This is a genomic window from Aliihoeflea aestuarii, assembly GCF_024105665.1.
GTDB classification, from domain to species: Bacteria; Pseudomonadota; Alphaproteobacteria; order Rhizobiales; family Rhizobiaceae; genus Aliihoeflea; species Aliihoeflea aestuarii.
Genome location: NZ_JAAAMK010000002.1, coordinates 105,823 through 125,128, shown reverse-complemented (window position 1 = coordinate 125,128; position 19,306 = coordinate 105,823). Strand labels below are relative to the sequence as shown.

The following is a 19,306-nucleotide window of genomic DNA, read 5'->3' as shown; positions in this document are numbered from 1 at the left end:
ATATATTCGAAGATAGTGAAAGGCTGCATCGCTACACGCAGCCAGGAGATTTCCCGAAAACATGGACGTCGTCGTCGTCGAATCGCCCGCCAAGGCCAAGACAATCAACAAGTATCTGGGCTCGCGCTATAAGGTGCTCGCCTCGTTCGGGCACGTTCGTGACCTTCCCGCAAAGGATGGGTCGGTGCGGCCGGACGAGGACTTCGCCATGTCCTGGGAGGTTGATTCGCCCTCTTCGAAAAGGCTCGGCGACATCGCCAAGGCCATGAAAGAGGCCGACAGCCTGATCCTCGCGACCGATCCGGATCGCGAGGGTGAGGCGATCTCGTGGCATGTGCTGGAGGTCCTGCGCCAGAAGAAGGTGATCAAGGACAAGCCCGTCAGGCGGGTGGTGTTCAACGCGATCACCAAAAAGGCCGTGACCGACGCCATGGCCAATCCACGCGACATCGACGTGCCGCTGGTCGACGCCTATCTGGCGCGCCGTGCGCTCGACTATCTCGTCGGGTTCACTTTGTCCCCCGTGCTGTGGCGCAAGCTGCCGGGCGCGCGGTCGGCCGGCCGGGTGCAGTCGGTTGCCCTGCGCCTCGTCTGCGACCGCGAGGGCGAGATCGAGCGCTTCGTTCGCGAGGAATACTGGCAGATCGCCGCTCTCCTCGATACCGAGCGCAAGGACCGGTTCGAAGCCCGGCTGACGGCCTATGAAGGCAAGAAGCTCGCAAAGCTCGATATCGGCAACAAGGACCAAGCCGACGAAATCAAGGCGATGCTCGAAGGCGCATCGTTCAAGGTCGCCTCCGTCGAGGCGAAGCCGACCAAGCGCAATCCCGCACCGCCCTTCACCACCTCTACACTGCAGCAGGCCGCGTCCTCGCGCCTGGGGTTTTCGGCATCGCGAACCATGCAGGTCGCGCAGCGCCTTTATGAAGGCATCGAAATCGGCGGCGAGACGACCGGCCTCATCACCTATATGCGAACCGACGGCGTGCAGATGGCGCCCGAGGCGATCGAGGCGGCGCGCGAGCAGATCGGCAAGGGGTTCGGTGACCGCTATCGGCCGGAAAAGCCGCGCTTTTATTCGACCAAAGCCAAGAACGCTCAGGAAGCGCACGAGGCCGTGCGCCCGACCGATTTCTGGCGCACGCCCGATCAGATTCGCAAATATCTCGATGCCGATCAGGCGCGCCTTTATGAGATGATCTGGAAGCGGGCCATCGCCAGCCAGATGGTGCCGGCCGAAATCGAGCGCACCACGGTTGAGATCGAAGCCGCGAATGGCTCGAAGACGGCCGGCCTTCGTGCCGTCGGTTCCGTTGTCCGCTTCGATGGTTTCATCGCTGCCTATACGGAGCAGAAGGACGAAGACGCGCCGGATGCGGACGACGACGAAAAGCGTCTGCCGCAGATCGGTGCGAACGAAAGTCTCGCCCGACATGCGATCAACGCCACGCAGCACTCGACCGAACCGCCGCCGCGTTATTCGGAAGCCTCGCTGATCAAGAAGATGGAAGAACTGGGCATCGGCCGCCCGTCCACCTATGCCGCGACGCTGAAGACTCTCGAGGACCGCGACTACATCACCAACGAAAAGCGCAAGTTGGTGCCGCAATCCAAGGGTCGGCTCGTCACGTCCTTCCTCGAAAGCTTCTTCGAGCGCTACGTCGAATACGACTTCACCGCGAGCCTCGAAGAAAAGCTCGACCAGATTTCCGATGGAAAGCTCGCCTGGAAGGACGTTCTGCGCGATTTCTGGCGCGATTTTTCGGGCCATGTCGACGACATCAAGGAACTGCGCGTCACCGAAGTTCTCGATGCGCTCAACGAGGAACTGGCGCCGATCGCCTTCCCGCCGCGCGAAGACGGCAGCGATCCGCGCATCTGTCCGAAATGCGGATCGGGGCAATTGTCGCTGAAGCTCGGCAAATTCGGCGCGTTTGTTGGCTGCTCGAACTATCCCGAATGCGGATTTACCCGCCAGCTCGATGGTCCGGGCGATGGCGACGGCAATGCGGTCGAGGGAGACAAGGTCCTCGGCACCGATCCTTACACCAATGAAGAGATCGTCCTGAAGAGCGGCCGCTTCGGTCCCTATGTCCAGCGTGGCGAGGGCAAGGAAGCCAAACGTTCGAGCCTGCCGAAGGGCTGGAAGGTCGAGGACATCGACCACGAAAAGGCGCTGGCGCTGCTGTCGCTTCCGCGCGATGTCGGCAAGCATCCCGAGTCGGGCAAGATGATCTCGGCCGGACTTGGCCGCTACGGCCCGTTCGTGCTTCATGACGGGTCTTACGCCAATCTGGAAACCATCGAGGATGTTTTCTCCATCGGCCTCAATCGCGCCGTGACGGTCATTGCCGAGAAGAAGTCCAGGTTCGCCAATGGCGGCGGACGCACCGCCGTTGCCGCGCTGAAAGAACTTGGCGACCACCCCGACGAAGGCGGGAAGATCACGGTGCGCGACGGGCGCTACGGCCCCTACGTGAACTGGGGCAAGATCAACGCGACGCTGCCGAAGGGCAAGTCTCCCGAGACCGTGACGGTCGAGGAAGCGCTGACGATGATCGCGGAGAAAGCGGCAAAGGGCGGTAAGGCCCCGAAGAAAAAAGCCGCGCCGAAGGCGAAGGCCAAAGCTGCGAAAGCCGATGGCGAGACCAAGTCGGCCCCGAAGAAAAAAGCGGCGGCGAAGAAGCCGGCCGCCAAGAAGGCGAAGGACTAGGATTTGGCGCGAAAAATTTCCGGGCGAAAGCCGGCGAGCCCCGCCAACAGGCCGGACTCGGCCGCGTCCGGAGATTTTCGGCCAAGCCGCGAACAGATACTCACCTTCATTTCCGAGAATCCGGATGCCGCCGGAAAGCGCGAGATCGCCAAGGCGTTTCGCCTGAAAGGTGACGACCGCACATGGTTGAAGGACATGCTGCGAGAGCTTCAGAACGAGGGGCTTCTGGAGAAGAAGGACAAAAAGCTCAAGCGTCCGGGCGACCTGCCGCACATGGTCGTGCTCGACGTCATCAGCCGCGATGCGGATGGGCTTTTGATCGCCCGGCCGGCCGAATGGCCCGCGCATCTGGGCGCATCGCCCATGGTGGCCATCCGCACCCAGCGCCAAGGCAAGGGACCGACACCGGGTATCGGCGATCGCGTTCTCGCCAAGACGTTTCCGAACGAGGACAAGGGCGGGCCGACTTATATCGGGCGCGTCGTCAAGATATTCGACAAACAGCGCGATGCGGTGCTCGGCGTTCTGCGCCACCTGCCTGACGGTGGATTTCGTATGGAGCCCGTCGAGCGGCGGCAACCGGAACTGATCATCGACGAGGACGATCTGAACGGGGCGAAGCCCGGCGACCTGGTCGAGGTCGCGCCGCTGCGCCACGCGCGCTATGGCCTGCCCAAAGGCAAGATCGTCGAGGTCGTCGGTTCGCTGACCAGCGAAAAGGCGGTCTCGATGATCGCCATTCACAGCCACGACATTCCGCATGTCTTTCCCGACGCCGTCATCGCCGAATCGGAAGCCTGCCGGCAAGCGACGCTCGACGGGCGCGAAGACTGGCGCGACCTGCCGTTGATCACCATCGATCCGCCGGATGCCAAGGACCACGACGATGCCGTCCATGCCGCGCCCGACGATGACGAGAGCAACCCCGGCGGTGTGGTCGCGACGGTCGCGATCGCCGACGTCGCGGCCTATGTGCGCCCTGGCTCCGAACTCGACCGCGAAGCGCTGAAACGCGGCAATTCGGTTTATTTCCCGGATCGGGTCGTCCCGATGCTGCCCGAACGCATCTCGAACGATCTGTGCTCGCTGCGTGAGGGAGAGGATCGCCCTGCGCTTGCCGTGCGCATGATTTTCAGCGCCGAAGGAAAAAAGATCCGCCACACCTTCCACCGCGTGATGATGCGCAGCCACGTCAAGCTGTCCTACCAACAGGCGCAGGCGGCGATCGACGGTGCGCCGGACGACAAGGCGGCGCCGTTTCTGGATGACGTCCTCAAGCCGCTCTGGGACGGTTACCGTGCACTCAAACGCGGTCGCGATTCGCGCCAGCCCCTCGAACTCGATTTGCCGGAACGCAAGATCGTCCTGAAGGAAGACGGCACGGTGGACCGCGTCGTGGTGCCGGACCGGCTCGACGCGCACAAGCTCATCGAAGAGTTCATGATCCAGGCGAATGTCGCCGCCGCCGAAACGCTCGAGGCGAAACGGCAGCCGTTGATCTACCGGTCGCATGACGAGCCGTCGATGGCCAAGCAGGAATCGCTGCGTGAGTTTCTGGCAACGGTCGGTCTGTCGCTGGCGCGCGGGGCCAATCTGCGCCCATCGCAGTTCAACGGCATTCTGAAAGCCGTCGAGGGCAGCGAACACAATGAACTCGTCAACGAGGTCGTTCTGCGCAGCCAGAGCCAAGCGATCTATTCCAAGGAAAATGCCGGCCATTTCGGGCTCAATCTGCGTCGCTACGCGCATTTCACCTCGCCCATCCGCCGCTATGCCGACCTCATCGTGCATCGCGCGCTGATTTCAGCGCTGGGGCTGGGCAAGGACGGCATGACAAAGGGTGAGGAAGAGCGGCTGGAGGAAATCTCGGCGCTGATCTCGGCGACCGAGCGACGCGCAATGGCGGCCGAGCGCGACACGGTGGACCGGCTGATCGCCGGGCATCTCGCAACGCGGCTGGAAGAAACCTTCACTGGACGCATATCCGGCGTCGTCAAGGCGGGACTGTTCGTCCAACTGCCGCAATTTGGCGCAGACGGGTTCGTGCCGGTGTCAACGCTCGGCGATGATTACTATATCTACGATGAAGCCGGGCACGCGCTCGTCGGCGACCGGACCCGCAAGGGTTACAGGCTCGCGGACACGGTCGAGGTGAAGCTCGTGGAGATCGCGCCGATGGCAGGCAGCCTGCGCTTCGAGATGATGAGCGATCCGACGCCGATATCCGGTTCGCGCAGTTCGCTGCACAAGACCAAGGGGCGGCGCCGCGCACAACAACCGCGCAATGGTGGGCGCGGATCGAGCAGGAAGAGACGATGAGCGAGATTCAGTACGGCGGCGTCGCCGCACATACCGACAGGCCCCTCTTGCGCTCCATGTGGCGCGGGTTTCTGTGCCGCTGTCCCAATTGCGGAGAGGGAAAGCTGTTCGGCGCGTTTCTCAAATCCGTGCCGTCCTGCTCGGTCTGCGCAGAGGAATTCCACCATCATCGCGCCGATGATCTTCCGGCCTATCTGGTCATCATGATCGTCGGCCATGTCGTCGTGGCGGGCTTCATGGGTGTGGAAATGACCAGCGGCCTCGGAATATGGCAGCATCTGGCTATCTGGATTCCGCTGACCATCATCGCGTCCGTCGCGCTTCTCCAGCCTGTGAAAGGCGCCGTCATCGGCCTGCAATGGGCCTTGCGCATGCATGGTTTTGGCGGCGAAAAGGACGTACTGGAATCGCATCCCGAGCTCTAGAGTTCGTGCGGAACTAAAGGGGAGGCAGCTTTGGAAGGCTGGACGCGCGGCGAGATCGACAGGGCGGAAAACAAGGATTTTGCGCTGGGCTCCGGCCCCAAGCGGCCACGCGATGCCGCAACCTTGATCCTGCTCGACCGGCAGGGCGGCGATGTGCGCGTCCTGATGGGACGGCGCAGCCGTAAGCATGCGTTCATGCCGGGCAAGTTCGTGTTTCCCGGCGGGCGCACCGATCCAAGCGACAGCCGCATTGACGTGGTCTCGCCGCTCGATCCCGCCGAAGAAATCAAGCTGATCGGCACGGGTAGCCGCGCAAGCGCTGCGCGCGCGCGCGCCATCGCGCTCTCCGCGATCCGCGAAACCTATGAGGAAGCCGGTCTTCTGATCGGCCGGCGCGGACCGTTCACGACGAAGAAATCCGACTGGCTCGGGTTTGCCGAGCATGGCATCCAGCCCGCTCTTTCGGGATTGCGTTTCGTTGCGCGCGCGATCACCCCGCCCGGCCGGGTGCGCCGGTTCGATACGCGTTTCCTTTCAGTGTGGAAAGACGAGGTCGCCCTCGAACTCGAAGACGGAGGCCCGACGCACGAATTGGAGGAACTCGTCTGGTTGCCGATCAGCGATGCGAAGGAAGCCGATATCCCGACAATCACCCGCACGATTCTCGGTGATTTGGAAACGCGCCTCCTGACCGACCCGGAGCTGAAGCCCGGCGGCGAGGTGCCGTTCTACTATCTGCGCAACAACCGCTTTCAGCGCGACATTCTCTAAGGCCCTCATGCATACCGCCCTGCCCGGTTCTGGCGACGAGACGATCCGCTGGTTGTCGGTATCGGCCGCGATCGCCTCGATCAGCGTCGTCGGCATCGCGATCGGGCTCGGCGTGCCTCTGCTCAGCGTGATTCTCGAAAGCCGAGGGCATTCGGCGACGATGATCGGCCTGAACACGGCCGTCGCCGGGCTGGCCTCGATCGCGGCCGCACCCTGCGCCACGCCGCTGGCCGCGCGTTTCGGCGTGGTCTGGACGATGCTGGCGATGATCGTTGCGGGCGCGGGCGCGTTCGTCGGCTTCTATTTTGTCTCCGAATTCTGGATGTGGTTCCCGCTTCGCGCGATCCTGCATTTTGCGATCACAATCATCTTCATCCTGTCCGAATTCTGGATCGCGACATCCGCTCCGCCCGCAAAACGCGGCTTCATCCTGGGGATCTATGCGACCGTTCTGTCGCTCGGATTCGCGTTCGGTCCCTGGCTTTTCTCGCAGGTCGGCAGCCAGGGATTCCTGCCCTTCGGCATCACCTTCGTCATCGTCATGCTGGCCGCCATACCCGTATTGGCCGCGCTGAAAGAAAGCCCGCGAATCGACGCGCAGCCGACCGGAACGCGCTTCATCGGCTATATCTGGCTCGTCCCGATGGCGACGGGCGCCGTTCTCGTCTTCGGCGCGGTCGAGACGGGCGGCTTTGCCCTTTTCCCCGTTTATGGCACGCGCATCGGCTATTCGGAGGCCGACGCCGCCCTGCTCCTGACGGCCGTCGGGCTCGGCAATGTCATGATGCAGATACCGCTCGGTCTGCTGAGCGACCGGATCGGCGATCGTCGGCATCTGCTGATCGCCTGCGCCGCGATCGGCATGGTGGGCATAATCGCCCTGCCCTTCGTCACCCATGACTGGTATCTGACGGCTGGCGTCCTGTTTTTGTGGGGCGGCGTGGTCGCCGGTCTCTATACGGTCGGGCTCGCGCATCTGGGCTCCCGATTGTCGGGCCGGGATCTTGCATCCGCCAATGCGGCCTTCGTGTTGTGCTACGGCATCGGAATGCTGGCCGGTCCGCAGGCGATCGGCATCGGCATGGATCTTTTCGGTCCGAACGGTTTCGCCTACGCAATCATGGTCTTTTTCGCCGGTTATCTCGCGCTTGGCTTCATGCGGCTCGGATCACGCCCCGGTCGGGGTTGACAATCAGGCGGTATCGGATATGTCTCGCGCCAAGTTTTCCGCCGCCGGGCCCGGCTCCCGTTCGTATGCGGTACACCTCATTTTAAAAAACGGACGACGAAAATGGCCAAAGCTACGACCATCAAGATCAAGCTTCTGTCGACTGCCGATACCGGCACCTTCTACGTGACGACCAAGAACAGCCGCACGATGACGGACAAGATGGTGAAGCGTAAGTACGACCCGGTCGTGCGCAAGCACGTCGAGTTCAAGGAAACGAAGATCAAGTAAGCGTTTGGCTTCCGATCTTGTGCAAGCGCCGCCTTCGGGCGGCGTTTTGCGTTTCAACGGTTCGGTAAAAGAGGCCGGTCGACACCGGCAAGTGGTACGAGGAGCCACTGAATCGCCGGCGTCGACCGACCGACCCCACGGACCCAGGAGATGCGGCGGACCTGAGCATCATGGGGTAGCCAAGAGGGCGCGCACATATCGTTTCGCCCCCGTTCGCTTCACAGTCGCGCACGGCCAATCCAAAATCAATAAATTATTAACCCCAAAAACGACTAACCTAAATTAAGGTAAATGCGCGCCAGGCCAGTTCAGATAGATGGCGCGCATCGTCTTGACTTGTTTTAATGCGCGGCTTGCGCCGCGATCTTCGCCAGTTGGGTCATGACGATGGCTGCGCCTTGGAGACGCTTGGCCGGCGTCGGCCAGTCGCGCACCAGCACGATCGACTGGTCGGGCCGGATCTTCGCCGATGCACCCTGCTCGCCGATGTAACGCACGAGACCGGTTGGCTCGGGGAAGCTCTTGTTGCGGAACTGAATGACGACGCCCTTCGGTCCCGCGTCCAGCTTCTCGACATTGGCGCGCTTGCACAGGCCCTTGATGAAGACGATCTTCATCAGATGCTCGACCTCCTGCGGCAGCGGACCAAAGCGGTCGATCAGTTCCGCACCGAAGCCGTCGATTTCCTGAGGCGTGTCGAGTTCGCCGAGACGTCGGTAAAGCGCCATGCGCAATTGCAGGTCCGGAACGTAGCTTTCCGGGATCATCACGGCGGTTCCGACCGCGATTTGCGGCGACCAGTCGCCCGAATCCGCTTCGGCCACGCCCTGAACCTCGGATACGGCCTCTTCCAGCATTTGCTGATAAAGCTCGAACCCGACCTCTTTGATATGGCCGGACTGCTGGTCGCCGAGCAAATTGCCCGCGCCGCGAATGTCGAGGTCGTGGCTGGCGAGCTGGAACCCCGCGCCGAGCGTGTCGAGCGACTGAAGCACCTTGAGCCGCCGTTCCGCCTGTTGCGTCAGCATCTTCTTCGCCGGAAGCGTCAAAAGCGCATAGGCGCGCGACTTCGAGCGCCCGACGCGCCCACGGATCTGATAAAGCTGTGCCAGCCCGAACATGTCGGCGCGGTGGACGATCAGCGTGTTCGCGGTCGGGATGTCGAGACCCGATTCGACGATCGTCGTCGACAAGAGAACGTCGTATTGCCCGTCATAGAAGGCGTTCATAATGTCGTCGAGTTCACCGGCCGGCATCTGGCCGTTCGCGGTCGCAACCTTGAGCTCGGGCACCTGGCTGTCCAGGAACTCCTTGATTTCCGCCAAGTCGGAAATGCGCGGCACGACGTAGAAGCTCTGTCCGCCACGGTATCGCTCGCGCAACAGCGTCTCGCGGATCACGAGCGGGTCGAAGGGTGATACGAAGGTGCGCACGGCCATCCGGTCGACCGGCGGGGTGGTGATCAGGGAAAGCTCGCGCACGCCCGTCAGCGCCAGTTGCAGCGTGCGAGGGATCGGCGTCGCCGACAGCGTCAGGACGTGTACGTCCGACTTCAACTCCTTGAGGCGCTCCTTATGCTTGACGCCGAAATGCTGCTCCTCATCGACGATCAGGAGGCCGAGGCTCTTGAAGGATACGGCCGAGCCGAGCAGAGCGTGCGTGCCGACGACGATATCGATAGTCCCGTCCGCAAGCCCCTTCTTCGTTTCGGCCAGTTCCTTCGCGCCGACGAGACGCGAAGCCTGCCGCACCTTCACCGGCAGGCCGGCGAAGCGCTGCGAGAAGGTCTTGAAATGCTGACGCGCCAGAAGCGTCGTCGGCACCACGACCGCTACCTGAAAGCCTTCGAGCGCCGCTATGAAGGCGGCGCGCAGCGCCACTTCCGTCTTGCCGAAACCGACATCGCCGCAGATCAGCCGGTCCATCGGCCGTCCGCGCGACAAATCTTCGAGCACGGCATCGATCGCGTTCTGCTGGTCGTCCGTCTCCTCATAGGGAAAACGGGCAGCGAACTCGCCATAGACGCCTTCGGGCGGCATCATGACCGGCGCGGGCCGCATGGTGCGTTCGGCCGCGATGCGGATGAGCTGGCCTGCCATGTCGAGCAGGCGCTTCTTCAGCTTCGCCTTGCGCGCCTGCCACGCCCCGCCACCGAGTTTGTCGAGCGTGGCTTCGGACCCCTCCGCACCGTAACGCGACAGAAGCTCGATATTCTCCACCGGCAGGAACAGGCGGTCGTCGCCCGCATAACGCAGTTCGAGGCAGTCATGCGGCGCGCCGGCGGCCGTGATCGTCTGGAGACCAACGAATCGGCCGATACCGTGATCGGCATGAACCACGATATCGCCCGCATTCAGCGCCGCCACTTCGGCAATGAAATCAGAGGCTTTCTTGCGCTTTTTGGAGCGCCGAACGAGCCGGTCGCCGAGAATGTCCTGCTCGGCCACGACCACGAGTTTTTCGCTCTGGAAACCGCTTTCGAGCGGCAGGACGGCGAGGCCGATCTTCCCGGCGTCGAGCTTTTCCACCTCGTCCAGCGACGCGACGCGGACGATTCCTTCGAGTTCGTGCTCAGCAAGAATTTGCGCCAGTCGGTCCGAAGACCCCTCCGACCAGCCTGCGACCACGATCTTTCGCCTGGCGGCACGCATATCCGCAATGTAGCGCGCGGCGCGTTCGAAGACGTTGATCGAGGGGTCGGCGCGTTCTTCCGCGAAGCTGCGCCCGGCTTCGGCGCCCAGATGGATGATGCGCCGCCGCTCGATCTCCGGCGCTGCGAACGGCGTGAATTCGAGGACGGCGCGTCCGGCCGCAGCCATCTTCGCGTCCTCGTCCGACAGATATAGCCGCTCCGGCGGAACGGGTTTGTAGGGTACGGCCTCGCCGATGCTGCCGGCGGACTGCCGCTTGCGCGATTCGTAATGGTCGAGGATCAACGCATGGCGTTGACCCAGCGCCTCGCGCGACAAATGATCGAAAACGACAGGCGCGTCCGGCAGATAGTCGAAGATCGTTTCGACCGTGGCGAAGAACAGCGGAAGCCAGTGCTCCATGCCCGCAAAGCGCTTGCCCTCGCTGATCGACGCATAGAGCGCATCGTCGCGCGAGGGCGCACCGAAGAGCTCGATATAGTTGCGGCGAAACCGGCTGATCGTCTCGGGCGTCAGCGCGATTTCGCTCATCGGCTGGAGCCGCATTTCCTTGCGCTGACCCGTCGTGCGCTGGGAAACGGGATCGAAGGCGCGGATCGTTTCCAGCGTGTCGCCGAAGAAATCGAGGCGCAGCGCCTCGTCCGCACCGGGCGCGAGCAGGTCGAGAATGCCGCCGCGCACTGCATATTCGCCGACATCACGCACGGTCGCGACACGCTCGAAGCCGCTGGTTTCGAGCCGCCCCGCGAGGTCCTTCATGTCGATGCGGTTGCCGGGCCTTGCCACGAAGGTCTGCTGCGCCACGAAATCGAGGGGCGGCATCTTCTGCAGCACGGCATTCGCGCTGACGAGCACGATCGCGCGATGCGGCTTGTCGCGAAGCGCGGCGATCGACGCCATAGCGTCGAGACGGCGCGCCACGGCGTCGCTTCCGGGCGAGACGCGGTCATAGGGAAGGCAATCCCATGCCGGCAGTTCGAGCACCGGCAGTCCCGGCATCGCGAAATGAAGCACCTCCGCCAGCGCGGGAATCTTCTGGCCGTCGCGCGCGATGAAGACGATGGGGCGGTCCTGTGCGGCGGCGATCGCACCCAGCGCAAAAGCCTCATAGCCGTCGGCCACCCCGTCGACGATGACGGGCTCTCCCGAGATTTTTACGGGCAAATGAATGGGATTGAGAAGGGTCATGGCCGGTGTCAGGTGGTGAGGCTGCGGGCTTGGTCGATCATTCGGCGCACGATTGCGTTGTCCTGATGGGCCGGCAAAGGCAGTTCGCCCGTCACCCATTTGACGATGTCGGCGTCCGCTTCTTCGAGAAGCGCTTCGAAGAGGTCGAGTTCCATCTCTGATAACCCGGCCAGGCCCCTGTCGGCGAAGCCGCCGACGACCAGATCGGCCTCGCGCGTGCCGCGATGCCAGGCGCGAAAGCGAGCCTTGCGTTTGCGGATTTCGAGCGGATCATGGTTGAAAGCGGTATCTGACATGAAGAAATTCCGGTTGGACCGCGCATATAGCGTCTGGCGGATGCGATGTCAGCCTTTGCAGGTGCGAACGGCATGGATAGTGTCGCGCCATGCGCCCTACCGAACTCGATCCCCTGTTCGCACCCGTCACGTCTCTTGCCGGAATAGGCGAGAAGACGGCGGACCTGATCCGCCGCATCGTCGCCGTCGATACGACCGGGCGCGACGTGCGCGCGGCAGACCTTCTCTTCGTCCCTCCCTACGCAATTATCGACCGCACGCGGCGGCCGGGCGTCGCGCATTCAGGCGAAGGCTCGATCGTCACGCTGGACCTGACCGTCGATCGGCACCAGCCACCGCCGCGCGGTCGCGGCCAAATCCCCTACCGCGTGTTTGCCTTCGACGAGACCGGCGAAATCACGCTGACCTTCTTCCACGCAAAGGGACAATGGCTCGAAAAACTGATGCCGGTAGGCGAAGAAATCGTCGTCAGCGGCAAGGTTGAATGGTTCAACGGCCGGCCGTCGATGGTTCATCCCGACCACATCGTCGCCAGAACGGATGCCGACAGCCTGCCGTCGATTGAGCCCGTCTATCCCATGACCGCCGGCCTGTCGGCCAAGCTGGCGCGCAAGGCGATCGCCTCCGCGCTCGACCGCCTGCCTGCACTGCCCGAATGGCAGGACGGTCCGGTTCTGGCCAAGCTCGATTTTCCCGGCTTCAACGAAGCGCTGTTTACACTCCATAAACCGGAAAACGCCGCCGATTGCGAGGTGACGGGACCGGCATGGCGACGGCTGGCCTATGACGAACTCCTTGCCGGACAAATCGCCCTTGCGCTGGTTCGCATGCGCATGCGCCGATTGTCCGGGCGGGCCTTGTCGGGTGACGGTTCGCGCGGTGCCGCTATCCGCAACGCTCTGCCTTATACTTTGACCAATGCACAGGAACGCTCGATCGCCGAGATCGAAGGGGATCTGGCGCGGCCGGACCGCATGCTGCGCCTGCTGCAGGGCGATGTCGGCTCGGGCAAGACGGTGGTGGCGCTGATGGCGATGGCGCGCGCGGCGGAGGCCGGCGGGCAATCCGCGCTGATGGCGCCGACCGAGATTCTCGCACGGCAGCATTTTGCGACCATCGCGCCGCTGGCGCAGAAAGCTGGGTTGCGCGCCGCGATCCTGACCGGCCGCGAAAAAGGACGCGAGCGCACCGATACGTTGGCCGCCATCGCGGATGGCACCGTCGACATCGTCATCGGCACGCATGCGATCTTTCAGGAGACGGTGGCCTTTCACGATCTGGCGTTGGCCGTCATCGATGAGCAGCATCGCTTCGGCGTTCACCAGCGGCTGGCCATCGGTGCCAAGGGCGCCGCGGCAGACATCCTCGTCATGACCGCAACGCCGATCCCGCGCACCCTCGTTTTGACGGCGTTCGGAGACATGGACGTCTCGCGTCTCGACGAAAAGCCGGCCGGGCGCCAGCCGATCCAGACGGTGACGCTGCCGCTCGAACGGCTTTCCGACCTGATCGGCCGCATGCGTCGCGCGGTCAACGAAGGCCAGAAAATCTACTGGATCTGCCCGTTGGTGGAGGAAGCCGAAGGCATGGACGTCATGTCGGCCGCCGACCGTCACAAGGCGCTGACAGAAATCTTCGGTGGCGATGTCGGGCTCGTCCACGGGCGCATGTCGGGCGCGGCCAAGGACGAAGCGATGGCGGACTTCAAGTCCGGCCGCACGCGCATTCTCGTCGGCACGACCGTCATCGAGGTCGGCGTCGACGTTCCTGATGCCACGATCATCGTCATCGAACATGCCGAGAGGTTCGGCCTTGCCCAATTGCATCAGTTGCGCGGACGGGTCGGGCGCGGCGATGCCGCGTCGAGCTGCGTCCTGCTCTATCAATCGCCGTTGGGCGAAATCGCCAAACAGCGTCTGTCGGTCATGCGCGACACGGAAGACGGCTTCCGAATTGCAGAAGAGGATCTGAAACTGCGCGGTGAAGGCGAACTCCTCGGCACGCGCCAGTCCGGCACGCCGGGGTTCCAGCTTGCGCGGCTGGAGCATCACGCCGACCTTCTGGCAATCGCGCGCGACGATGCGCGGCTGTTCCTCGACCGCGACCCGGACCTTGCCGGTCCGCGCGGCAAGGCGATCCGCATGCTTTTGTACCTCTTCAGCCGGGACGACGCGATCAGGCTGATCCGCGCCGGCTGAGCAGCGCCGAAAGCGCGACGAGCAGCCAGCCGCCGATCAGGAAAACGCCGCCGGCTGGCGCGGCCATCGGAAATAACCGGATCCCCAGAAACGCGCGGGCGACCAGATCACCGCAAAACAGCGCGAGGCCGATAACGATCGTCCACGCGCCGACGACCTGTACGTTGCCGAAGCGCCGATGGGACAGGATGAGCAGGGCTGGCGCGTGGATGAGCAGGAACGACGCGGCGGTGCCGAGATCGCCCCCCGTCCGGTGTGCCGCAATCGCGGACAGCACGACGCCTACCGCGCCGCAAAGCGCCCCGATGAAGAAGAGAAGCCGCTCGGATTTTTCCATTTTCGCCCCGAAATTTTTCAATTTCATCATGCCTGTTGCAGAACACAACTGGAACATGTACGTTTGTTCTGGTTTTGTTTTTCGATTCCTTCTTAAGGCCCGCCATGCTGACGCGCAAGCAACATGAACTTCTGCTCTTCATCCATCAGCGGCTGAAGGAAAGCGGCATTCCACCATCCTTCGACGAGATGAAGGAAGCGCTGGGTCTTGCCTCCAAGTCCGGCATCCACAGATTGATCACGGCGCTCGAGGAGCGCGGTTTCCTGCGACGGATGCCGAACAGGGCGCGTGCGCTGGAGGTGATCAAGCTGCCGGATTCGATCTCGCAACCACAAAAACGTTTCCAGCCCAGCGTCATCCAGGGCAGCCTGTCGGAGAAGCCGGTGCAGAAGCCGGAAAGACAGGTTGTGTCGCCGTCGGCATTGCGCGGCCCGATCGAGGTTCCGGTGATGGGCCGGATCGCCGCGGGCGTGCCGATCGACGCTATCCAGCACGCCACGCGCGCCGTGACCGTTCCCCCCGACATGCTGACAAGCGGAGAGCACTACGCGCTTGACGTGCATGGCGATTCGATGATCGAGGCCGGTATTCTCGATGGCGATACGGTGATCATACGTTCGGGCCAGTCGGCGACGCCCGGTGAAATCGTCGTCGCCCTCGTCGACGATCAGGAGGCGACGTTGAAGCGCTTCCGTCGCAAGGGAGCTTCGATTGCGCTCGAAGCAGCCAACCCGGCCTATGAGACCAAGATCTACGGTTCGGAGCGCGTCAAGGTTCAGGGCAAGCTAGTCGGATTGATCCGCAAATACTGAGACGGTGTGGACGATGCTGCCGGGTTGATGTCGCGAGACAGGCTATTCAGTCCGCATTGTCCGCTGAATATTCGGTGCCATTGAGGCGTGCGGCCAGGATATCCCAAAGGCGGGATTGCTCACTCGGTCGTTTCCGACGGTGCGGTTTCCGGCCGCTCGGGCCGGACATAGGGGCCCATCCCGCGCGCGGCGCGGGAAAAACGGCGATGATCGTGCCATGGACGATAGGGCTCGGCGATCGCATGGCGCAGGACGGGTGTCGTCGACGCCCCCTCGCCCCGCCAGACGATCTGCGCGCTGCCCCCCTTTGCAAGGTCGCGCGCCGTGATCACCAGGATGGCGGGATCATTGCAGGGGTCGTCTGCGGTCGCATCTGCGATCACGATCAGTCTGACCGTTCCGCAGGCGCGCGAGGCCGCGTCCACGGTTTCGGCGTGGGCGACTTCGGGGCCTTTGCCTGAACGGGCAAGGCAAAGACCTTCATCGCATATGAAGAAATTGACCGGATTTTCCCCGTCCGCGTGCGCCGCCGATCTCGGCGGTTCGAAGTCCGGCACGTCGAACGCGCGCAACCAGTTCTGGATGGTGAAGCCGTTCGGGCGCGGGCGGTTGACCGCGACGCCGCCACTTGCCGTGCCGACAGCCACAAGACGGGCATCCTCTGAAATGAGAACATCCGGCAGATCGCGCATGATCATCAGCGCGATTCCGGCGATGACCAATGGCACCGCCGCCCACCGAAGAACACCTCCCGTCATGGTGAGAATGACGAGCGCCATCGTCAGCACCAGTACCGACGACAGCGGGATCGCGCCGGTCGCGTCGAAGGCCGAGCGCTCGGCAAGCCAAAATGCGATCGTGTTCATTCCCCATATGCCGAAGCCCATGAGGTCCAGAGGAAATCCGTCAAGGCCAAGCGGCATAAGTACCGTCGCAAGAACCGCCATAGGCATGACGATGACGGATACGAGCGGCATGGCCGTAAGGTTTGCGACAACGCCAAGCGGCGACACCTGCTGAAAATGCCAGGCGGTGAACAGTGCGGTTGCAAGCCCCGCAATGATAGAAGTCATGGCAAGCGCGGTCGCATGCGACAAGCCGCTTCGCAACATGCCGCTCTTCGGCGGAGGGCCCCTGTCGGCCAGCCTGTCCCGCTTGCGCGCGCTCCATGCACCATAGGCCGCCACCAGAGCCGCCGTCGCGGCAAACGACATCTGAAAGCTCGGACCGATCACCTCATGCGGCGAGATAAGGATGATGATCAGCGCCGATATCGCAAGGTTGCGCATTGTCAGTGCCGCTCGATCGAAGAGCACCGCGATCAGCATGACGCCCAACATCAGAAACGCACGCTGGGCGGCGATATCTCCGCCCGATACCACGAGGTAAAAGCCGGTACCGAACAAAGCGGCACCAGCCGCGTATTTCTTGACCGGATGTCTTACGGCGAGTGCCGGGAAGAAAGCAGCGGCAATCCGGATCGACACCATGATCGTGCCGCCAACGAGCGCCATGTGCAGACCCGAAATCGATATGACGTGGTACAGGCCGGTAATTCGCATGGCTTCGTTAGCGGCCTCCGGAATACCGGTCCGGATACCGGTAATCAGCGCTGCCGCGATCGCGCCCTCCGTCCCTCCGATTCGTTGCATGATCCGCTCGGCCACATTGCCCCGTTGCTTTTCGATCCAGGCGGCAAGTCGCTCCTTTCTCGTGGGCGCCGATGATAGCTGAACGAGTTCCGGTCCCCTCATGAAGAAACCGCTGCCGCCGATGCCGTCGAAATAGCGTTTGAAGGCGAAGTCGTAGCTTTGCGGCCGCACCGGACCGGAGGGCGGCATCAGACGCGCGATCCCGACCACCCCCGCGCCGGGAAGGAGTCCTTCTGGCACGGAGCGCGCCGTCACCCGAACGCGGTCCGGTGCGTAGCGCAATTCGGGGCGCGCCGTCGCCACGACATCAAGCGTCAGGCGTACCCGGCCGCTTTCCTGATGTTCGATGCGTACGACGCGTCCGGTCAGCCGCGTGGTGATCTCCGAGCCGAGCACTTTGGTGTCGGCGAGGCGCGTTTCCACCTTGGCGGCCGTCACGCCTGCGCTGGTGAGGAGACACGCGGCCAAAGCGGCCCGCACCATTCCGCCGGCGGCGGCGACCGGTAGCAGTGCGGCACAGGCTATCGCGATTGCGGCCAGAGTGAAAAAGCCCGGCTCCCACGGCAAGTTGAAATAAATGAGTGCCCCAAGCGCGAGAAGCACCGGCACGAACAGAAAAGCCATGCCATGATCGAGTTCGTGTTCGACCGATCGGGCGAACACACCCATGTCGGGCCGAGGCAGGCCGAAAGTGCGGGGCCTCCATCGCTGCGGCCGCCAATCCGATGCCTTGCCTACGGAACCAGAGCGCATTTCCCCAGCGGTCACAACGGCTTCGCCGGTTGCAAGCAATCGGCGCTCGTCGATGCCGGAACGCTCCGTCGTCTCCCTCATGATGGCCCCCGCCGGTGAGATGCTTGCACCTCGACTGGCCTATGCTACATGAGCGCCAACAGAACGCCACATGTCGCTCGACGTGAGCACGTATGAGATCCAGGAAGTTCCATGAGCCGTCCCGTCGTCACCCGCTTCGCACCTTCGCCCACCGGCTATCTCCATATCGGCGGTGCGCGCACGGCGCTTTTCAACTGGCTTTTCGCCAAGCATACCGGCGGTAAGATGCTCTTGCGCATCGAGGACACAGACCGCGAGCGTTCGACGGACGCGGCGACGGCGGCGATTCTCGACGGTATGAAATGGCTCGGTCTCGACTGGGACGGCGAACCGGTTTCGCAGTTCGAGCGGGGCGACCGACATCGCGAGATCGGCGAGGAACTCGTGAAGCGCGGGAAGGCATACTACTGTTACGCCTCGCAGGACGAGTTGACGGAGATGCGCGAAAAAGCGCGCGCCGAGGGCAGGCCGCCACGCTATGATGGGCGCTGGCGCGACCGCGATCCGTCCGAGGCACCCGAAGGCGTCAAGCCCGTCGTGCGCATCAAGGCACCGCAGGACGGCTTCACGATCGTTCAGGACAAGGTGCAGGGCGAGGTCCGCTTCCCGAATAAGGATCTGGACGATTTCATCATCCTGCGTTCGGACGGCAACCCGACCTACATGCACGCCGTCGTCGTCGACGATCACGATATGGGCGTCACGCACATCATTCGCGGCGACGACCATCTGACGAATGCCGCCCGACAGACCATCATCTACGAGGCGATGGGCTGGGACGTGCCGGTCATGGGCCATATCCCGCTGATCCACGGCGCGGACGGCGCGAAGCTTTCCAAGCGCCACGGTGCGCTGGGCGTCGAAGCTTATCGCGAGATGGGCTACCTGCCTGCCGCCCTGCGCAACTATCTTGTCCGGCTCGGCTGGAGCCATGGCGACGACGAAATCATGACGCTCGACCAGATGATCGAATGGTTCGAGATCGAGGACGTCAACAAGGGCGCCGCGCGTTTCGACTTCGCCAAGCTCGAGGCTTTGAATGGCGTTTACATGCGCCAGAGCGACGATGTGGAGCTTCTGGCGCAACTGGAGGCCACGCTACCCTATCTGGAGGGCGGCGACGAAATGCTGGCCAGGCTCGATCCGACGCGCCGCGGCCAGCTCCTCGCAGCGATGACGGGGCTGAAGGATCGTGCGAAGACGCTTGTCGAGCTGAAGGACGGCGCGAGCTTCCTTTTTGCCGAGCGTCCGCTTGCGCTTGACGAGAAAGCTGCCCAGATTCTTGCCGATGGCGGCCGCGATGCGCTGGCAGGGGTGGTGACGAAACTCGATGCAGTCGAAGACTGGCGCGCGGAGACGACGGAGGCGGCTGTAAGAGCCTATGCCGAGGAAGCCGGTCTGAAGCTCGGCAAGGCGGCACAGCCGCTCCGCGCCGCGCTGACCGGGCGTTCGGTATCGCCCGGTGTGTTCGATGTGCTCGCCGTTCTGGGACGGGAAGAAAGTCTCGCGCGGCTGAAGGATCAGCTCTAATTTGCACGACTTGCCGCGATGCAGCATACGACTGTCGGCGAACTTGGCACGCCGAACCAAATGCGCTAGCTAGAGCGCGCACTGTCCGGGTTCGTTATGGAACATCACCAATGCCAACCCG

General features: G+C 63.1%; 13 protein-coding genes. 9 read left to right on the top strand and 4 right to left on the bottom strand.

What is annotated here, in order from left to right; all coding sequences use genetic code 11:
• The first annotated feature begins 61 nt into the window (after window positions 1-61).
• The 6 genes from topA (at window position 62) to rpmG (ending at window position 7,687) form a co-directional block, all read left to right on the top strand.
• Window positions 62-2,713: a type I DNA topoisomerase gene (gene topA, locus GTW25_RS04835; RefSeq protein ID WP_252910837.1), complete on the top strand. Its 2,652-nt coding sequence runs from the start codon at window positions 62-64 to the stop codon at window positions 2,711-2,713.
• Window positions 2,714-2,716: 3 nt separating this feature from the next.
• Complete coding sequence (rnr, locus tag GTW25_RS04830) at window positions 2,717-5,032, top strand: ribonuclease R (RefSeq protein WP_290127903.1); 2,316 nt, start codon at window positions 2,717-2,719, stop codon at window positions 5,030-5,032.
• Window positions 5,029-5,457, top strand: a complete 429-nt coding sequence (locus tag GTW25_RS04825; RefSeq protein WP_252910836.1) for a DUF983 domain-containing protein — start codon at window positions 5,029-5,031, stop codon at window positions 5,455-5,457. The genes rnr and GTW25_RS04825 overlap by 4 nt, the downstream gene beginning before the upstream one ends.
• A gap of 30 nt (window positions 5,458-5,487) precedes the next feature.
• Window positions 5,488-6,228 carry an NUDIX hydrolase gene (locus tag GTW25_RS04820; protein ID WP_252910835.1) on the top strand — a complete coding sequence of 247 codons (741 nt, stop codon included), beginning with the start codon at window positions 5,488-5,490 and terminating at the stop codon, window positions 6,226-6,228.
• A gap of 7 nt (window positions 6,229-6,235) precedes the next feature.
• The gene (locus GTW25_RS04815; protein ID WP_252910834.1) at window positions 6,236-7,417 is read left to right on the top strand and encodes an MFS transporter; all 1,182 of its coding nucleotides are present in this window, start codon (window positions 6,236-6,238) and stop codon (window positions 7,415-7,417) included.
• A 102-nt stretch (window positions 7,418-7,519) separates the two neighbouring features.
• A complete protein-coding gene (gene rpmG / locus GTW25_RS04810; protein WP_252910833.1) occupies window positions 7,520-7,687 on the top strand; it encodes a 50S ribosomal protein L33 in 168 nt (55 codons plus the stop codon).
• 341 nt (window positions 7,688-8,028) lie between these two features.
• On the opposite strand, the gene mfd is transcribed toward rpmG, so the two are convergent.
• Both mfd and GTW25_RS04800 read right to left on the bottom strand, forming a co-directional pair.
• The gene (gene mfd / locus GTW25_RS04805; protein ID WP_252910832.1) at window positions 8,029-11,526 is read right to left on the bottom strand and encodes a transcription-repair coupling factor; all 3,498 of its coding nucleotides are present in this window, start codon (window positions 11,524-11,526) and stop codon (window positions 8,029-8,031) included.
• 8 nt (window positions 11,527-11,534) lie between these two features.
• Window positions 11,535-11,822 carry an FAD assembly factor SdhE gene (locus GTW25_RS04800; protein WP_252910831.1) on the bottom strand — a complete coding sequence of 96 codons (288 nt, stop codon included), beginning with the start codon at window positions 11,820-11,822 and terminating at the stop codon, window positions 11,535-11,537.
• Window positions 11,823-11,911: 89 nt separating this feature from the next.
• Between GTW25_RS04800 and recG the strand changes: the two genes are divergently transcribed.
• Complete coding sequence (gene recG / locus GTW25_RS04795) at window positions 11,912-14,020, top strand: ATP-dependent DNA helicase RecG (protein WP_252910830.1); 2,109 nt, start codon at window positions 11,912-11,914, stop codon at window positions 14,018-14,020.
• On the opposite strand, the gene GTW25_RS04790 is transcribed toward recG, so the two are convergent.
• Window positions 13,998-14,387 carry a DUF423 domain-containing protein gene (locus GTW25_RS04790; protein WP_252910829.1) on the bottom strand — a complete coding sequence of 130 codons (390 nt, stop codon included), beginning with the start codon at window positions 14,385-14,387 and terminating at the stop codon, window positions 13,998-14,000. The two genes, recG and GTW25_RS04790, sit on opposite strands and share 23 nt — an antisense overlap.
• Before the next feature lie 74 nt (window positions 14,388-14,461).
• Between GTW25_RS04790 and lexA the strand changes: the two genes are divergently transcribed.
• Window positions 14,462-15,169: a transcriptional repressor LexA gene (gene lexA, locus GTW25_RS04785; RefSeq protein ID WP_252910828.1), complete on the top strand. Its 708-nt coding sequence runs from the start codon at window positions 14,462-14,464 to the stop codon at window positions 15,167-15,169.
• A 119-nt stretch (window positions 15,170-15,288) separates the two neighbouring features.
• Here the strand turns inward: lexA and GTW25_RS04780 are convergent, their stop codons facing one another.
• The gene (locus GTW25_RS04780; protein ID WP_252910827.1) at window positions 15,289-17,445 is read right to left on the bottom strand and encodes a ComEC/Rec2 family competence protein; all 2,157 of its coding nucleotides are present in this window, start codon (window positions 17,443-17,445) and stop codon (window positions 15,289-15,291) included.
• Between the two features lie 321 nt (window positions 17,446-17,766).
• Here GTW25_RS04780 and gltX point away from each other — a divergent pair, with 321 nt between their 5' ends.
• A complete protein-coding gene (gene gltX, locus GTW25_RS04775; protein ID WP_252910826.1) occupies window positions 17,767-19,185 on the top strand; it encodes a glutamate--tRNA ligase in 1,419 nt (472 codons plus the stop codon).
• Window positions 19,186-19,306 lie beyond the last annotated feature (121 nt).